Here is a 15,288-nt window from a genome sequence, read left to right on the forward strand (position 1 = left end):
TCTTATCCCGAAGTTCATAATGATAAAAAAAATGCAGAGAAGCTTAAAAGATTACCTTACAATTACTCTTAAAGGAATGGCAATGGGTGCTGCAGATGTTGTCCCAGGTGTTTCTGGAGGAACTATTGCGTTTATCACAGGTATATATCAAGAACTAATTGCTACCATAAGTGGTATTAATCTAGGCCTTATTAAAATTTGGAAAGAGAAAGGTTTTGCTGCAATGTGGAAAGCAGCCAATGGTGCTTTTCTTGTTGCTCTTCTCTCCGGAATTCTAATTAGTATTTTTACTGTAATGCGTTTGACAAATTATCTTTTGGAAGCACATCCAATAATGATTTGGTCCTTTTTCTTCGGTTTGATCTTAGCAAGCATTTGGTTTGTAGGAAAGCAGATTCCAAAATGGAATTTTAAAATTGTTCTAGCATTGTTAATAGGTGCGGCAATCGCGATTTATATAGTTATGCTTCCCCCTTTAAGTGCAAGCACAAATCTTTGGTTTTTATTTTTAGCAGGCGCTATTGCTGTTTGCGCTATGATATTACCAGGAATTTCCGGTGCTTTTATATTAGTGCTTTTAGGTTCTTACAAAACTGTTACCGAGGCTGCACATGATTTCGAGTTCAAAACTTTGGGAATAGTTGCTTTAGGAGCCATCGTTGGACTTCTTTCGTTCTCCAGAATACTTAAATGGTTATTTGATCACTATAGCAGTATCACTTTAGCCGTTCTAACTGGATTTATAGCCGGCTCCTTAAATAAAATATGGCCTTGGAAAGAAGTTCTGGAATCTGAACAAGTAGGAGAAAAGACAATAGTTATAAGGGATATGTCCGTTTGGCCTACTAATTTTCAAGGAGAATCTCACGTACTTGCTGCTATTGCATTAATTCTTGCAGGATTTACTTTAATTCTTATCTTAGAGCGCGTAGCAACCCAAAAACCAATCGCTCAAAATGCAACAAACCAGGACCTTTAGTGACAAAGTATTTTTAGTACTTAAAGGTTTAGCAATGGGAGCAGCAAATAAGGTTCCCGGTGTTTCAGGCGGGGTCGTGGCGTTTGTTGCTGGCTTTTACGAAGAATTTATATATTCCCTTCAAAAGATCAATTTTAAAGCTTTTAAACTGCTAATAAATGGCAGGTTTAAAAGCCTATATTATTACGTGAATGGCAAATTTCTAAGTTTGCTAATATTAGGGATGGTGATAAGTTATTTTAGTGTTTCCCAGTTATTAGACTATCTAATTGTCCATTTCGAACTCTATGTTTGGGCTTCATTTTTTGGAATGATTATAGGTTCCATTTACTACATCAGCAAAGAATTTAAAAACTGGTCCAGGCGCAGTATTAGCTTTATGATGATGGGTATTGTTGCAGGTATCGCAATCAGTTTTTTAGAACCTGCCCGAGAAAATGATAATCTTTGGTTTGTTTTTATTTGCGGAATAATTGGGGTTTCTGGAATGACATTACCTGGTCTATCCGGCTCCTTTATATTAATCTTACTGGGTAATTATGTTTTACTTCTTGTGGATTCTGTAAATGCCCTGTACGATACAATCAAAGATGTATTACTTATGGATTTCTCCTTTGTAGATAATTCAGAAAGAATACGCTTATTGCAAGTTCTTTTAGTCTTTTCATTAGGTTCTTTAGCAGGACTTGTGTCACTTTCCCATTTATTAGGCTTCGTCCTTAAACGTTATAAAAAAGAAACCTATTCTGTTATCATTGGTTTTATAACTGGTTCTCTGGGAGTTGTTTGGCCGTGGAAAGAAAAGATGTATAAGTTAAATGCTCAAGGCGAATTTAGACTAGATCTTCATGGAAATAAGGTGTTGGATAATTATGATAGATATTTCCCCGTTTTTACTAATTCCGAAACTTGGATTGCAATCTTTTTTATTTTTATTGGTATTATAATTGTCTTGGGCTTAGGCTGGTTTGAAAATAGAGATAAAGCATGAAGAAAATTTTTGGACTCATTGGAAAAAATATAGATTATTCATTTTCCAGAACATATTTTAATGAGAAATTCTCTGCGGAAAAAATAGATGCTACTTACAGAAATTTTGATCTATCCGATATATCCGAATTCCCTAGCTTACTTAAAGACAATCCGAATATTACAGGTATTAATGTTACTATTCCATATAAAGAGGCTATTATTCCTTTTTTAGATGAAGTAGAAAATACTGCTACAGAAATTGGTGCTGTTAATACTATTAAGATTAGTCCCGATGGAAAATTAGTAGGTTACAATACAGATTTTTATGGTTTTTCTGAAGCTCTTAAGCCCTATTTAAAGCCCCATCATACAAAAGCCTTGATCTTAGGAACTGGTGGTGCATCAAAGGCAGTTTCCTATGCACTTAAAAATTTAGGCATTGTAGTTACCAATGTTTCCAGATCCAAATCTTCCCAAAATTATATGTATTCAGAATTAACTCCAGCAATAATGGAGGAATATACATTGATTATTAATTGTACCCCATTGGGAACATTCCCGAATACCGATCATTTCGCACCTATCCCCGTCAAATTACTTACCTCAAAACATTTAATTTTCGACTTAATATATAATCCTTCACATACAAAACTGATGAAACTTGCGTTAAATCAGCACGCGAAAGCTACAAACGGCCTAGCGATGTTGGAGTATCAGGCAGAAAAATCCTGGGAAATCTGGAATCAGAAATTTTAACACGTTTATCCTCTCAAGCCATAAAATGAAATAAAACCTTGTTAGGTTTTTAAGGAGTTGTTATCTTTCAGAAATTAATATTTTGACGAACCTTAACATTGAAAGATATGTCTCAGCAAGAAAATGAAAAAATGAAGAATGACGACCTCCCAAAAGAAGATAAAAATACTTCTGAAATAATTGCTTCTGAAAACGAACAAACTACTTCAGAAAAAAACAAGGAGGACAATGGGGATGAATCCAAAGAAAATTCAGTTTCAGATTCTGACAATTCCGAAGATAAAGTTTCAGAAAAGAAGAAATACGAATTGGAGCACGCAATGGTAGATGAAAGTGAAACTCCTGGCAAGTCGCTTGAAACAAAAGAAAAAGAAGACGAACTTAGTAGGAATCACGATTTGGACGAGGATGAAGATGAGACTCCAGTTTCTACAGAAAAGAAAAGTGTTCAGTCTGAATTTGAAGATTCTGTAGCTGAGGATAGCGAAGATGAAACAACAACAGAACGGCACGGCATTGAAAAGAAAGATTTTCATGCAATGACAAAGGAAGCTTTAGTTGCCGAGCTAGAAGAGCTTATAAAATCTCAGAAAATTCAAGCGATTAAAGAACATGTTGAGGAAATTAAATCTGAATTCAACGCGAAGTTCGATGAAGAACTAGAAGAGAAAAAAGAAGAATTTCTTGCAGAGGGAGGGAATATTATAGATTTCCATTATTCTACACCAATCAAAAAGGAATTCAATTCTATATATTTTGATTATAAAGAAAAGAGAAATAAATATTATCAGCAGTTAAAACAGGATCTTAATAAGAATTTAAATCTTAGGTTAGAAATAATAGAAGAGCTAAAAGGCCTTTTGGGTGTTGAAGAAAATATTAATACTACCTATAAACATTTCAAGGAATTACAAGATAAGTGGCGTACTGCAGGTGCTATTCCAAGAGATAAATACAATACTGTTTGGAACACTTACCATCATCATGTTGAAAATTTCTATGATTTCCTTCATCTCAACAGGGATTTTAGAGATATGGATTTTAAACATAATCTAGAACAGAAGTTAAAGATCATAGATCGTGCAGAGGAACTAACTATTGAAACCGATACCAATCGTGCTTTTAGAGAGTTACAAATGCTGCACAAAATGTGGAAGGAAGAACTAGGGCCAGTTGCAAAGGAATTTAGAGACGATATTTGGGAGCGTTTTAGTGAGGCTACGCGTAAAATTCATGATCTAAGACAATCTTATTATGATGATCTGGAAAAGGGATTCGAGAAGAATCTTGAAGTTAAACAAGAGATTATAGAAAAATTGAAGACCATTGGAGAAACCGAATTTAGTTCTCATAATCAATGGCAACAAAAGATAAAGGAAATTGAAGTATTAAGACAATCCTTTTTTGATGCAGGAAAGGTTCCAAGAGAAAAAAATGAAGCCACTTGGGGTGCTTTCAAGCAAGTTGTAAGACAATTTAATCGTAATAAAAATGCTTATTATAAATCCTTAAAAAAGGAGCAATATGAAAATCTCAATAAGAAAAAGGAGTTAATTCAGGTTGCAGAAGATAATAAAGATAATGAAGATCTTAAGGCGACTATGCCTTTAATGAAGAAGATACAAACCGACTGGAAAAAAGTTGGACACGTACCTCGAAAAGATAGCGATAAAGTCTGGAAACAGTTTAAAGCTGCATGTAATCATTTTTTCGACAGGCTTCATAAAGCAAGTAATGAAGAAAATGAAGATGAAACAAAAGCCTTCGATCAGAAAAAAGAGTTATTAGATTCTTTAAAAGGTCTTGAATTAGAAGGTAATAAGAAAACGGATCTTCCTAAGATAAAGGCGGCTATAGAACAATGGAAGAATATTGGAAAAGTTCCTTATAATAAAAGATTTATAGAAGGTAAATTCAATAAAGTGCTCGATCAATTATTCTCTAAGCTAGATGTAGATCATACCAAAGCTGAGATGATGAAGTATGAAAATAAAATTCAGGCTATTAATGATGCCGATGACGAAAAAAAATTGAGAAATGAGCATTATTTCTTGAGTAAAAAAGTAGAAGAAACGAAGTCAGAAATCCGTCAATTAGAAAATAACTTACTTTTCTTTTCTAATGTAGATGATGACAATCCTTTAGTACAATCTGTGCATAAAAATATTGCAGATCAAAAAGAGCAGTTAATTATCTGGAAAGAGAAGTTACAAAAAGTGAAGTCTTTATACTAACAGAAAATTATTTTTGAATCTAAAAAAGGCGAAGTTTTAAAACTTCGCCTTTTTGTTTTTTTTATAGAAATGCCTTTTAAAGAGATTTTGCCTCTTCCCAAAAAACATCCATTTCTTTCAGACTCATATCACGTAAGGGAGTTTTTCTTTCATCGGCCTTACTTTCCAGATATTGAAACCGCTTAATAAATTTCTTATTGGTGCGTTCCAAGGCCGTTTCTGGATTAATATTGAGGAATCTGGCATAGTTGATCATAGAGAACAAGACATCCCCAAACTCAGCTTCCATTTTATCTTTATCGGCTACATCTACCTCGTGCTGCAATTCTTCTAATTCTTCTTTCAATTTCTCAAAGACCTGTTGAGGCTCTTCCCAATCGAATCCCACTCCAGCTACCTTTTCCTGAATTCTACTAGCTTTTACCAAAGAAGGCAAGGAAACAGGAACTCCTTCTAAAACACTCTTTTTACCTTCTTTAAGTTTAAGTTTTTCCCAATTCTGTTTAACCTCTTCTTCATTCGCAACTTTAACATCTCCATAAATATGTGGATGGCGTTCAATAAGCTTTTCACAAATACTATTGGTGACATCTGCGATATCAAAATCATTCGATTCGCTTCCAATCTTAGCATAAAACACAATATGTAAAAGAATATCCCCAAGCTCTTTTTTAATTTCTTCAGAATCTTTGTCCAATATGGCATCACCCAGCTCGTAGACTTCCTCTATGGTAAGATGACGAAGAGACTCCATAGTTTGTTTTTTATCCCAAGGACATTTCTCCCGTAATTCGTCCATAATGGTTAGCAATCTGTCTATTGCTTCGAGCTGGTCTTGTCTAGTATTCATGATCTTATGCTTTTTGTAAAAATACGATTGTGGATTTATTTCTGAAAAAAATATTTACCGCATATCAGTTTTAGTCATATAGTTTTTTCGTCACCCTGAATTTATTTCAAGGTCTCAATTTATTATACTGATTTTACTATTAGGAGATTCTAAAACAAGTTCAGAATGACGTCCTTTATCAGAACTTGCCACTTTATTTACATATAAATAACATAAAAAAGCAGCTTTAATTACTTAAAGCTGCTTAATAATATATTGAAATCTGGAATCTATTCTTCCTCGTCTGAAGTTGCTTTTTCTTTAGATTCAGTTTTTTCTTCTGAAGGAGCTTTTTCTTCCACAGAAAATTCCGTAAATCCATTACTGATCAATAAATTATACCACTGGATCACTTTTTTAATATCACTTTGATATACTCGCTCTGCATCATAATCTGGTAAAACCTCAGAAAAATAAGCTTCTAATTCTTTCTTTGAAGCTTTAGCGCTAATTGCTTCTTTACCATCTTCTTTTTCAAACATTTTTTGAAAAATAGTACCTAAAGGAACTTCTTCAGTATAGGTGTAAATAGCGATTTCACTCAATAAGCTTACGTTATGACGCACATTCACTGCTATCTTTTTCTGATCTATAATAGATTTAGCTATAAAACCTCCTCTAGTTTGTGCTGATAACTCATATAATCCCGGTTTTCCGGAAATCGATAAAATTTTTTCTAAACCCATATTGTGTTATAAATTTTGGCTGACAAATATCACATCTCTGCTTTTAATATCAAAAGGATTAACGTCCTTTTTTCATAAGAGGAAAACGCATTCTATAATCGGCATGAACTTTTCCTTTGGAAATATTACTCAATTTCCCTTTAATTAAACGTTTCTTTAGACTGGATAGTTTATCCGTAAACAAGATTCCTTCAATATGATCATATTCATGCTGAATCACCCGTGCTCCTATTCCCTCGAAAGTCTTTGTATGAGATTCAAAATTCTCATCTAAATATTCTATTGTGATAGTAGGCTGTCTAAAAACATCCTCCCTAACATCTGGGATACTTAAACATCCCTCATTAAATGCCCACTCTTCCCCTTCTTCAGCAATGATCTTCGGATTTATGAAAACCATTTTCATTTTTTCAAGCTGTGCATTTTCCTCTTCACTAACATTTTCATCATCTGCAAAAGGAGATGCATCAATTATAAACAAACGGATAGCTCTTCCAACTTGTGGAGCAGCTAAGCCCACTCCTGAAGCCTCATACATGGTTTCCCACATGTTAGCAATAAATTCTTTTAATTTTGGATAATCTTCCGAGATCTCAATTCCCTTTTTCCTTAACACAGGATCTCCGTAGGCTATAATGGGTAAAATCATTTTAAAATAAATATTGAAAGTTTGTTGTTCTAAATTTTATGAATATAAATAAGACTGTAAAATAATAGTCGCGCTTATCTCATCTACCAAGGCTTTGTTTTGGCGTTTTTTCTTTTTCAATCCACTATCTATCATGGTTTTAACTGCCATTTTAGAAGTGAAGCGTTCGTCAACTCTTTTTAATTGCATAACTGGAAACTTCAGCGTGAATTTTTTAATAAATTCTGAAATTGCGACTTCACTTTGCGAAGCAGAATTATCCATTTGCTTAGGTTCCCCAACTACTACTAATTCTACATTTTCAGAAACAAAATATGATTCCAAAAACTTCATTAAGTCTCTAGTATCAACAGTAGTAAGACCTGAAGCTATAATTTTCATCTCATCTGAAACTGCAATCCCAGTACGTTTGGTACCATAATCCAAGGCCAAAATTCTTGCCATAGTAAATTTTAAGCAAAGGTAAGGTTTATATCCCTATGCATCCAAAAATTGAAGTGAAGCAGTTATATTTGCTAAAAATTATATACAATGCAATTATTAGAAACTCAAATATCTGAAGCCTGGGAAAACAGGGAACTATTAAAAGAAGAATCTACCATTAATGCCATTAGAAAAGTTATCAATCTTTTGGATGAAGGGGAATTAAGAGTTGCAGAGCCTACAGAAAATGGCTGGCAGGTAAATGAATGGGTTAAAAAAGCGGTGGTACTTTACTTCCCTATTCAAAAAATGGAAACTTTAGAAGCAGGTATCTTTGAATATCACGATAAAATGCCGCTTAAAAGAGGATATAAAGAAAAAGGAATTCGTGTAGTACCAAATGCTGTTGCAAGACACGGTGCCTATATTTCTAGTGGAGTGATCTTAATGCCAAGTTATGTAAATATAGGTGCATATGTAGATGAAGGAACTATGGTAGATACGTGGGCAACTGTAGGTAGCTGTGCGCAAATTGGTAAGAATGTTCATTTAAGTGGTGGTGTTGGAATTGGAGGAGTTTTAGAACCTTTACAAGCAGCCCCTGTTATTATTGAAGATAATGCTTTTATAGGTTCCCGATGTATAGTTGTAGAAGGAATAAGAGTTGAAAAGGAAGCAGTATTGGGTGCAAATGTCGTGCTCACAGGTTCTACTAAGATCATAGATGTTACAGGGCCAGAACCAAAACAGTACAAAGGCTATATTCCTGCAAGATCTGTAGTGATTCCAGGAAGCTATACTAAGAAATTCCCTGCTGGAGAATATCAGGTGCCTTGTGCCTTAATAATTGGTCAACGAAAGGAAAGCACCAATAAAAAGACCTCTTTAAATGACGCTTTGAGAGAGTATAATGTTGCTGTTTAAAATTAGAGGTTTTTCTTAAAAAAATTTCCCAATGAAGATATTAGTGATTCAACAGAAAATGATAGGAGATGTCTTGACATCTTCCATACTCTTTGAGGCACTTAGAAATGAATATCCCAAGGCGAAATTACATTATCTGGTTTATCCCCATACTAATCCAGTTCTGGAACATAATCCTAATATAGATAAGATTCTTCATTGTGATTTCAAAATTAAAAAAGCTATTCAGTTTTCGGCCTTTCTTAATCAGATAAAAAAAGAAGAGTATGACGCGGTTATAGATGTTTATGCTAAGTTAGGGTCTGCAATTACCTCAAAATATTCCAAGGCTGGAATCCGCGTTTCCTTTAACAAATGGTATACAAAGCCCTTTCATACCCATCATTATAGTAGAGAGATCTTATCGCAAACCAATGCGGGACCAGCGATAGAAAAACGACTACGTTTATTAAAACCTATTATTAAAAATATCCCTAAGGAGATTAAACCCAAAATATATCTTACTGTAAATGAAAAAATCAGGGCTAAGAAGCATTTAGAGGCTGAAGGAATTGTTAGTAGTAAACCACTTTTTATGATTTCGGTTTTAGGAAGCAAAGAGTCTAAAACTTTTCCGTTTATTTATTTAGCTGAAATTTTAGATCTAATTGCGGCGAAAACAGATGCTCAATTACTTTTTAATTATATTCCAAAACAAAAGGAAGATGCATTAAAAATATATGAACTTTGCAATAATCATACTCAAGAGTCAATTTTTCTAAAGGTGTTTGGACATGATCTAAGAGAATTTTTGGCATTGACTTCTCATTGCGATGCACTAATTGGAAATGAAGGGGGCGCTATAAATATGGCAAAGGCCTTAGATATTCCGACTTTTGCAATATTCTCACCAGGAGTTCCTAAAGAGAATTGGAGTATGTATGAAAACGGCACTTCCAACGTTTCTGTTCACCTAAATGATTATCATCCAGATCTGTTCATAAAGTACTCTTCAAAAGAGATTAAACAGAAATCGCAGGAATTATATAATCTGTTTCAGCCTTCGTATTTTAAAGCGAAGTTGCTAAAATTTATAAACCCATTTAGTTAATGAATTATCGGTTTTTAATTTATATAAGTCATACTTACGCACTGCCTATAGGCGCTCCCCTGCAAAAAGAAATTTTAAGACAAGGGTTTAAAGTAAAATGGTTTTCTGAACTTGATCCTCCAAAAACCTCTTTTCCTGAACAAGGTGAACTCTTAGAGACTATAGAAGACGTAATTTCTTATAATCCAGATTTTGTACTTACTATAACCAATGATGTGGCCTATTTTATACCTGGAATAAAAGTTCAAATATTTCATGGATTTCTAGCTAATAAGCGAAGTAACAAAAAAGGCCATTTTAGAATTCGAGGCTTTTTTGATCTTTATTGCACTCAGGGGCCTTCAACTACTATCCCATTCAAGGAACTACAAAAGAAATATAAACATTTTGAAGTAATAGAAACGGGTTGGTCTAAAGTGGATCCCTTATTCCCCATTATTCAAAATAGTACTACGAGACCTGTCATATTAATTTCCTCTACTTTTTCCCATAAATTAAGCCTTGCATACAATAATTTAGTTTTAGATGAAATAGAAAGGCTTTCAAGACTCGGAAAATGGGAATTTAAAATTATTTTACATCCTAAATTGGCTATAGAAAGAATAGATTTATTTAAAAAGTTGCAGAATGAAAATCTAACTTATTACGATACTACAGATATAATCCCTCTCTTTAAAAAAGCAGATATTATGTTTGCAGATACTACTTCTGCAATCACAGAGTTTATTCTGCAAAATAAACCCGTGGTGACATTTAATAACAATAAACCTGGGGATCATTTCATTAATATTACTGAAGTATCAGCAATCGAAAAAGCCATTAATAAAGCACTCAGCAGGCCAAAGTATGTAATGGAAGCTATTCAAAATTATGTTGAAATCACTCATCCTTATTCCGATGGAAAATCCAGCGAACGAGTAATAAATAGTTGTATCGAGTTTTTAAAAAGTGATAAATCCTGTTTTAAAAATAAACCACTTAATTTGATTAGAAAATTCAAAGTAAGAAAGCAATTGAATTATTTTGATTTTTAATTAAGTTTAATATCCAAAATGTTTTCTTCTAGTTGAGATATCGAAATTTAAAACAAGTTGAAAGTTATTTTTTATAGACCCCAATAAATGTTTTAAAATCCTTGTAGTGGCGCTTAGAGGTGTACTTTAATCTATTTTTAAAGCTGAGAAATCTCCAGGAATTAAAGTTGACTAAATTATCTATAATCTCTGCAGTTCGACTTTTTGAAATGTGAAACTCATAAAGCTTTTTAGGACTTACATTTCCATAACCAGAGAACCTATTTACCTTATTTTTGGAATGTATAACACTGAGCCAAAGTCTCCGATGTTTAATCTTGGTCATATTTTTTTCGTACTTCCAAGATCCATGACGCTCTCTAAACCATACAGTTTTAAAGTCTCCTTTCTTTTCTATAAGACTCATAAAGGGATTATTCAGCTTCATTAGAACACCCATCCGAGTATTTTTTCCAGTTTCTAAAGTGTACCCGTCAATAATATCTAAGGCATGATGATCTTGTTTTTTAAAATAACTTTGGATAACCTCGGTGTAATTTTCATGAATACAATCGTCATTATCTAGACGAGAGGTAATAATATATTCCTCGTTATCCAGATCCTTTATATTCTTAACGATCTCAGGTAAAAAGTTAGTCATCCCATCAATAAAGAACGGATGAAAATTCTTGTAGGACTTCCTATATTCTTCAACCTTTTGCTTATAAAATTCTGGAGTATTAACATCAAAAAACACCAACCATTTAAAATTTTGGTTAGTTTGATTCTTTACTGAACTAAAGCAATAATTTTCAAAAAGGTCAAAGCGCTCTTCCAACCACTCTTCTGTAAGCACTTTTTCATTATTCTTTGTTGTAGTCCAATTTTCTGCTCTTAAATTAAAGCGAGTAAGAATATAATGTTGAAACATAAATTTTAAATATATACAGATTTATATTATTTGAATAAATCAAAAATTTAGCATCAAGCTAAAGTTTGAATTTTTTCTTTATTCTTTTTTTTCTGAGATGACTTTCTTGAAATTTGTTGGTATAAAACCACATTTTCTCGAAGACATCGCTATTATTCTTATTGATTAATTTAGAATATTCGTCTGCCATAATTTCAACCATTTCCCTTTTTGGGGTCAAACGGGAAAAGTTTTTCATGCGCTCCTCAAAATTCATTTCTTTAAAATTCATCCTGTTTAAATCTACAAGGAAGAATTCATAAGCTTGATCTTTAAGCTGAATAAGCGTATTCCCAGGGGAATGATCCAAAAATTCTATTTGGTTTTCATGTAGTTTAAAGGTGAAACGAGTGAATGCTCTTAAAATTTTTTCATGATTAGGAAATTCAGGTTCTTTGACCAATTCACGAAAAGTAAGATCATAAGGCAAATGTTCACTTATGTAATAACTATCTTTAAAAAACAAGGAAGTGTTAGTTAAGGCATAGGCAATAGGTTGTGGTGTTCCTATTTGAATAGCAATTAAATGTTCAGCATAAATAAAAGAGCGTTCAGCCTTAGATCTTCTGAAAACCTTATATGCCACCTGATTTATAAAATTGGGTACCTTAAAAGATTTTATATTTATTTGTTGACCTGCAAGTTGGAATATCTTGATTTGATTTCGCACACCAGGGGTTATAGCTTCACCAGCATTTTCAAAAGATTTAATTAGTCCAGAAATTTTTTCTTGATGAGCTATATATTTTTCAGAAATATGGATCTTCATTAGTTAAAGGTATTTGGATACGCCATTTTCACACCACACAAGTTTCTCTTGAATAGTCTTCTGCTGAATCTTATCATTTTCCTCAAAATTTTGCATAGAAGATTGCGGATGATAAATATGATAGAGTATTCCACCATATCGCAATCTTTTACCATGAATTTTATTATTTAATATTCTTAAAATTAACTCCGAATCTTCTCTTCCCCAACCTTCAATATCCTCATTATAACCATTCACCTCTAAAAAATCCTTTCGCCAGTAAGAGATATTGCATCCTCTTACTTTAGTTGAAAAAAGAGGGCTGGGTTTATACAGATCTCTAAAAACGGGAATTCGCAAATTTCGTGTTCGTTTCTTAATGTGCCCTGATAAAATTGGGAAATGATGAATCTTTTTTTCAAAGATAGTAGAAAGGGAATTCTGTCTAATATTAACCCGGGAACCGTATAAAAAGACCCCTTCTTCTGCTCTGTTTATATGATCTTTAATAAAATCCTTATGTAAAATGCAATCTCCATCTATTTGAATTATATAATCTGAACTACTCTTAGAAATGGTCTTATTTAAAATTTGTGAACGTCTAAAACCCTCATCTTTTTGCCATATATGTATAATTGGAATAACAAATTTTTCTTTATAAGATTCAATTAAATTCCTGGTATTATCTTTAGAGCCATCATCTGCAATTAAAATTTCATCTGGAGATTGAGATTGTTTCAATACACTTCTAAGAATAAGATCCAAAGCATCTGGCCAGTTATATGTAGAGATAAGTAAAGCTGTTTTCATGAATCTGTTAATTTCTATCTTCCAATTTCAGCTTTTTATAATAAGCCGAAGATTTTTTTTGAATTTTCAATCGGAATAATGCTCTCAAGATTTAATTTAATAGGTACTTTATATTTAAATATTTCACTGTTACAAACCAGAATTATTTCATTTCTTGTGTATATAGTTTATCTTGATAAATAAACTAATAGCAGTTTCTTTCCTCTTAAAACCTGAGTATAAAAACATGAAATGCCTCGATATGTTTTTTTAGTTTGGCACAAAGATAAAATAAGTATAATCAATCCTTTTGAGAATTGTTAAAACATTCTTTAACAGAAATGAAGTTTTTAAAATGAAGTGATCCATTTACTAATTCAATAATGAAATAATAATATGTAAATTTGAAGCGCCACAATTGATATGGTTAATCAGATTTCTAAATATCTAATTTAAACGAAATTCACCTTGCAATTTATAAGCTTTCATTAATGAATATCTTACACGTTTCTGCAGTGAAAAGTTGGGGTGGTGGGGAGAACCATATAGAGAATCTTTGCAATGAACTTCAGCAAATATCTCCTTCTACACAAAATTCGGTTTTATGCGTAAAAAACGGACTCTTTCATAAAAAGCTTCAAAACTCCAGTATTACTTATGAAACTGTTACAATTAACTTTAAAATGGATCTAAGATTCTGTTTTAAATTAATTGAAATTTGTAAAAGGCAACAAATAGATCTCCTACATATCCATGATAGTACAGCCTTAACCTTATGTATTATGGCAGATCATCTATATAATTTGCCATCCTTTATCTTCAGTAAAAAGACCACGTTTCCAATTAGATCTAGAAAACAAACTCTTTATAAATACAATTATAAAAAGATAAAAAAAATTCTTTGTGTTTCTGAAGCTACTAAGGCCATTACAGAAACCAATATCACAGATCCTAAAAGGTTAGTTTCAATATATCATGGTACTAAGGTTAATTCACATAACGCTGATAAACCTATGTGTATAAAAGATCAATTCAATATCGCTGCTTCTACAAAGATCATCGGTAATATTGCAAATCATAACTGGCCGAAAGATCTGGATACTTTTATTAAGGTTGCTTATAACATAGTATACAAAAGAGGGATTACGAACATTCATTTTATTCAGATTGGAAAGTTCACCACCGAAACTCCTGAGCTTATTGATAAAATAGAAAAATTAAAACTTTCAAAGTATATCACCTTGACGAATGTGATTCCAAATGCATCATTTTTAATTCCTCAATTTGATATTTCTCTGGTTACTTCAAAAAGCGAAGGAATCCCTCAATTTATTTATGAATCGTTTTTAAATAAAGTCCCAGTAATAAGTACCAATGTTGGAGGTATTTCAGAAGTTATAGCTCATGGCGCAAATGGCTATTTAACAGACTCCGGAAATCACGAAGTACTTGCAGATCAAATTATAGAACTTTTAACCAACCCAGAGTTGATGAAGAGATTTACAGCTATTTCATTTAAAAATGTGCACGAAAAGTATACAACAGAAATGATGGCATTAAAAACATTACAAGAATATAAATTAGTTCTCAATGGAAAATAATATAAAACAGGAAATAGAAAACACGCTTGAAGTTTTAAAAAAGGGTGGCATAATTTTATATCCAACAGATACCGTTTGGGGAATAGGCTGTGATGCTACAAACCCAGAAGCAGTTGCAAAAGTTTATAAGCTTAAAAAAAGAGAAGAAAAAAAAGCGATGATTTGTTTGGTTAATTCTGTTAAAATGTTGGAACAGTATGTAAACAAAATTCCAAATATTGCTTATGATCTTATAGATTATGCGGTTAAACCGACCACCATTATCTACGATGATCCAATAAAGGTTGCAAACAATTTAATTGCTGAAGATGAAACTTTAGCAATTCGAGTAGTAGACGATAAATTTTGCGAACCATTGATCTATAAATTTAGAAGAGCATTGGTATCAACCTCTGCAAATATTAGTGGAGAGCCAACTCCAAAATCTTTCTCTCAAATAAGCCCGGAAATTTTAAAAGGTGTAGACTATATAGTAAATTTGCAGCATTCAAAAACATCAGACCAACCATCCTCTATTATCAAAATTGGTAAGGACGGAAGCGTTAAAGTGATTCGACAATAAAAT

At 32.6% G+C, this 15,288-nt stretch carries 16 protein-coding genes; 9 read left to right on the top strand and 7 right to left on the bottom strand.

Annotated features, from left to right (window positions below; genetic code table 11):
• Positions 1-31: 31 nt before the first annotated feature.
• The 4 genes from I130_RS06210 (at position 32) to I130_RS06225 (ending at position 4,941) form a co-directional block, all read left to right on the top strand.
• On the top strand, positions 32-979 hold the full coding sequence (locus I130_RS06210) for a DUF368 domain-containing protein (protein WP_034920652.1): 948 nt from the start codon (positions 32-34) through the stop codon (positions 977-979).
• On the top strand, positions 957-1,970 hold the full coding sequence (locus I130_RS06215; protein ID WP_034920564.1) for a DUF368 domain-containing protein: 1,014 nt from the start codon (positions 957-959) through the stop codon (positions 1,968-1,970). Before I130_RS06210 ends, I130_RS06215 begins: the two co-directional genes overlap by 23 nt.
• Entirely contained in the window at positions 1,967-2,707 is a 741-nt protein-coding gene (locus I130_RS06220; protein ID WP_034920565.1) for a shikimate dehydrogenase family protein, read from the top strand. The genes I130_RS06215 and I130_RS06220 overlap by 4 nt, the downstream gene beginning before the upstream one ends.
• Before the next feature lie 107 nt (positions 2,708-2,814).
• Positions 2,815-4,941, top strand: a complete 2,127-nt coding sequence (locus I130_RS06225; RefSeq protein WP_034920566.1) for a DUF349 domain-containing protein — start codon at positions 2,815-2,817, stop codon at positions 4,939-4,941.
• A 76-nt stretch (positions 4,942-5,017) separates the two neighbouring features.
• On the opposite strand, the gene mazG is transcribed toward I130_RS06225, so the two are convergent.
• From mazG to ruvX, 4 genes are all read right to left on the bottom strand, one after another.
• Positions 5,018-5,791 (bottom strand): nucleoside triphosphate pyrophosphohydrolase, encoded by a 774-nt coding sequence (gene mazG, locus I130_RS06230; RefSeq protein WP_034920568.1) that lies wholly within the window; start codon positions 5,789-5,791, stop codon positions 5,018-5,020.
• Positions 5,792-6,060: 269 nt separating this feature from the next.
• Complete coding sequence (locus tag I130_RS06235; RefSeq protein ID WP_034920569.1) at positions 6,061-6,516, bottom strand: DUF5606 domain-containing protein; 456 nt, start codon at positions 6,514-6,516, stop codon at positions 6,061-6,063.
• Between the two features lie 58 nt (positions 6,517-6,574).
• Positions 6,575-7,165: a peptide deformylase gene (gene def, locus I130_RS06240; RefSeq protein ID WP_034920570.1), complete on the bottom strand. Its 591-nt coding sequence runs from the start codon at positions 7,163-7,165 to the stop codon at positions 6,575-6,577.
• 36 nt (positions 7,166-7,201) lie between these two features.
• A complete protein-coding gene (gene ruvX, locus I130_RS06245) occupies positions 7,202-7,609 on the bottom strand; it encodes a Holliday junction resolvase RuvX (RefSeq protein WP_034920571.1) in 408 nt (135 codons plus the stop codon).
• A gap of 87 nt (positions 7,610-7,696) precedes the next feature.
• Here ruvX and I130_RS06250 point away from each other — a divergent pair, with 87 nt between their 5' ends.
• Genes I130_RS06250 through I130_RS06260 form a run of 3 tightly spaced genes read left to right on the top strand, consistent with a single transcriptional unit; the run spans position 7,697 to position 10,636 of the window.
• Positions 7,697-8,512, top strand: a complete 816-nt coding sequence (locus I130_RS06250; protein ID WP_034920572.1) for a 2,3,4,5-tetrahydropyridine-2,6-dicarboxylate N-succinyltransferase — start codon at positions 7,697-7,699, stop codon at positions 8,510-8,512.
• Between the two features lie 31 nt (positions 8,513-8,543).
• On the top strand, positions 8,544-9,602 hold the full coding sequence (locus I130_RS06255) for a glycosyltransferase family 9 protein (protein ID WP_034920574.1): 1,059 nt from the start codon (positions 8,544-8,546) through the stop codon (positions 9,600-9,602).
• Positions 9,602-10,636: a CDP-glycerol glycerophosphotransferase gene (locus I130_RS06260; protein ID WP_034920575.1), complete on the top strand. Its 1,035-nt coding sequence runs from the start codon at positions 9,602-9,604 to the stop codon at positions 10,634-10,636. The genes I130_RS06255 and I130_RS06260 overlap by 1 nt, the downstream gene beginning before the upstream one ends.
• Positions 10,637-10,700: 64 nt before the next feature.
• Here the strand turns inward: I130_RS06260 and I130_RS06265 are convergent, their stop codons facing one another.
• The 3 genes from I130_RS06265 to I130_RS06275 are packed head-to-tail and all read right to left on the bottom strand — an operon-like array spanning position 10,701 to position 13,143.
• Positions 10,701-11,546, bottom strand: a complete 846-nt coding sequence (locus I130_RS06265; protein WP_034920576.1) for a glycosyltransferase — start codon at positions 11,544-11,546, stop codon at positions 10,701-10,703.
• A 58-nt stretch (positions 11,547-11,604) separates the two neighbouring features.
• Positions 11,605-12,354 (bottom strand): lipopolysaccharide kinase InaA family protein, encoded by a 750-nt coding sequence (locus I130_RS06270; protein WP_034920577.1) that lies wholly within the window; start codon positions 12,352-12,354, stop codon positions 11,605-11,607.
• A 3-nt stretch (positions 12,355-12,357) separates the two neighbouring features.
• The gene (locus I130_RS06275; RefSeq protein WP_034920579.1) at positions 12,358-13,143 is read right to left on the bottom strand and encodes a glycosyltransferase family 2 protein; all 786 of its coding nucleotides are present in this window, start codon (positions 13,141-13,143) and stop codon (positions 12,358-12,360) included.
• Between the two features lie 470 nt (positions 13,144-13,613).
• On the opposite strand from I130_RS06275, the gene I130_RS06280 reads away from it, so the two are divergent.
• Together I130_RS06280 and I130_RS06285 are read left to right on the top strand one after the other, a co-directional pair.
• The gene (locus I130_RS06280; RefSeq protein ID WP_034920580.1) at positions 13,614-14,723 is read left to right on the top strand and encodes a glycosyltransferase family 4 protein; all 1,110 of its coding nucleotides are present in this window, start codon (positions 13,614-13,616) and stop codon (positions 14,721-14,723) included.
• Positions 14,713-15,285 (top strand): L-threonylcarbamoyladenylate synthase, encoded by a 573-nt coding sequence (locus I130_RS06285; RefSeq protein ID WP_034920581.1) that lies wholly within the window; start codon positions 14,713-14,715, stop codon positions 15,283-15,285. The genes I130_RS06280 and I130_RS06285 overlap by 11 nt, the downstream gene beginning before the upstream one ends.
• The last annotated feature ends 3 nt before the right edge of the window (positions 15,286-15,288 follow it).

It is taken from the genome of Gillisia sp. CAL575 (assembly GCF_000403785.1).
Classification (GTDB): Bacteria; Bacteroidota; Bacteroidia; order Flavobacteriales; family Flavobacteriaceae; genus Gillisia.

Coding starts and splice junctions, on each gene's coding strand:
- I130_RS06210 (WP_034920652.1), top strand. CDS start 32: ATGCAGAGAAGCTTAAAAGATTACCTTACAATTACTCTTAAAGGAATG.
- I130_RS06215 (WP_034920564.1), top strand. CDS start 957: ATGCAACAAACCAGGACCTTTAGTGACAAAGTATTTTTAGTACTTAAA.
- I130_RS06220 (WP_034920565.1), top strand. CDS start 1,967: ATGAAGAAAATTTTTGGACTCATTGGAAAAAATATAGATTATTCATTT.
- I130_RS06225 (WP_034920566.1), top strand. CDS start 2,815: ATGTCTCAGCAAGAAAATGAAAAAATGAAGAATGACGACCTCCCAAAA.
- mazG (WP_034920568.1), bottom strand. CDS start 5,791: ATGAATACTAGACAAGACCAGCTCGAAGCAATAGACAGATTGCTAACC.
- I130_RS06235 (WP_034920569.1), bottom strand. CDS start 6,516: ATGGGTTTAGAAAAAATTTTATCGATTTCCGGAAAACCGGGATTATAT.
- def (WP_034920570.1), bottom strand. CDS start 7,165: ATGATTTTACCCATTATAGCCTACGGAGATCCTGTGTTAAGGAAAAAG.
- ruvX (WP_034920571.1), bottom strand. CDS start 7,609: ATGGCAAGAATTTTGGCCTTGGATTATGGTACCAAACGTACTGGGATT.
- I130_RS06250 (WP_034920572.1), top strand. CDS start 7,697: ATGCAATTATTAGAAACTCAAATATCTGAAGCCTGGGAAAACAGGGAA.
- I130_RS06255 (WP_034920574.1), top strand. CDS start 8,544: ATGAAGATATTAGTGATTCAACAGAAAATGATAGGAGATGTCTTGACA.
- I130_RS06260 (WP_034920575.1), top strand. CDS start 9,602: ATGAATTATCGGTTTTTAATTTATATAAGTCATACTTACGCACTGCCT.
- I130_RS06265 (WP_034920576.1), bottom strand. CDS start 11,546: ATGTTTCAACATTATATTCTTACTCGCTTTAATTTAAGAGCAGAAAAT.
- I130_RS06270 (WP_034920577.1), bottom strand. CDS start 12,354: ATGAAGATCCATATTTCTGAAAAATATATAGCTCATCAAGAAAAAATT.
- I130_RS06275 (WP_034920579.1), bottom strand. CDS start 13,143: ATGAAAACAGCTTTACTTATCTCTACATATAACTGGCCAGATGCTTTG.
- I130_RS06280 (WP_034920580.1), top strand. CDS start 13,614: ATGAATATCTTACACGTTTCTGCAGTGAAAAGTTGGGGTGGTGGGGAG.
- I130_RS06285 (WP_034920581.1), top strand. CDS start 14,713: ATGGAAAATAATATAAAACAGGAAATAGAAAACACGCTTGAAGTTTTA.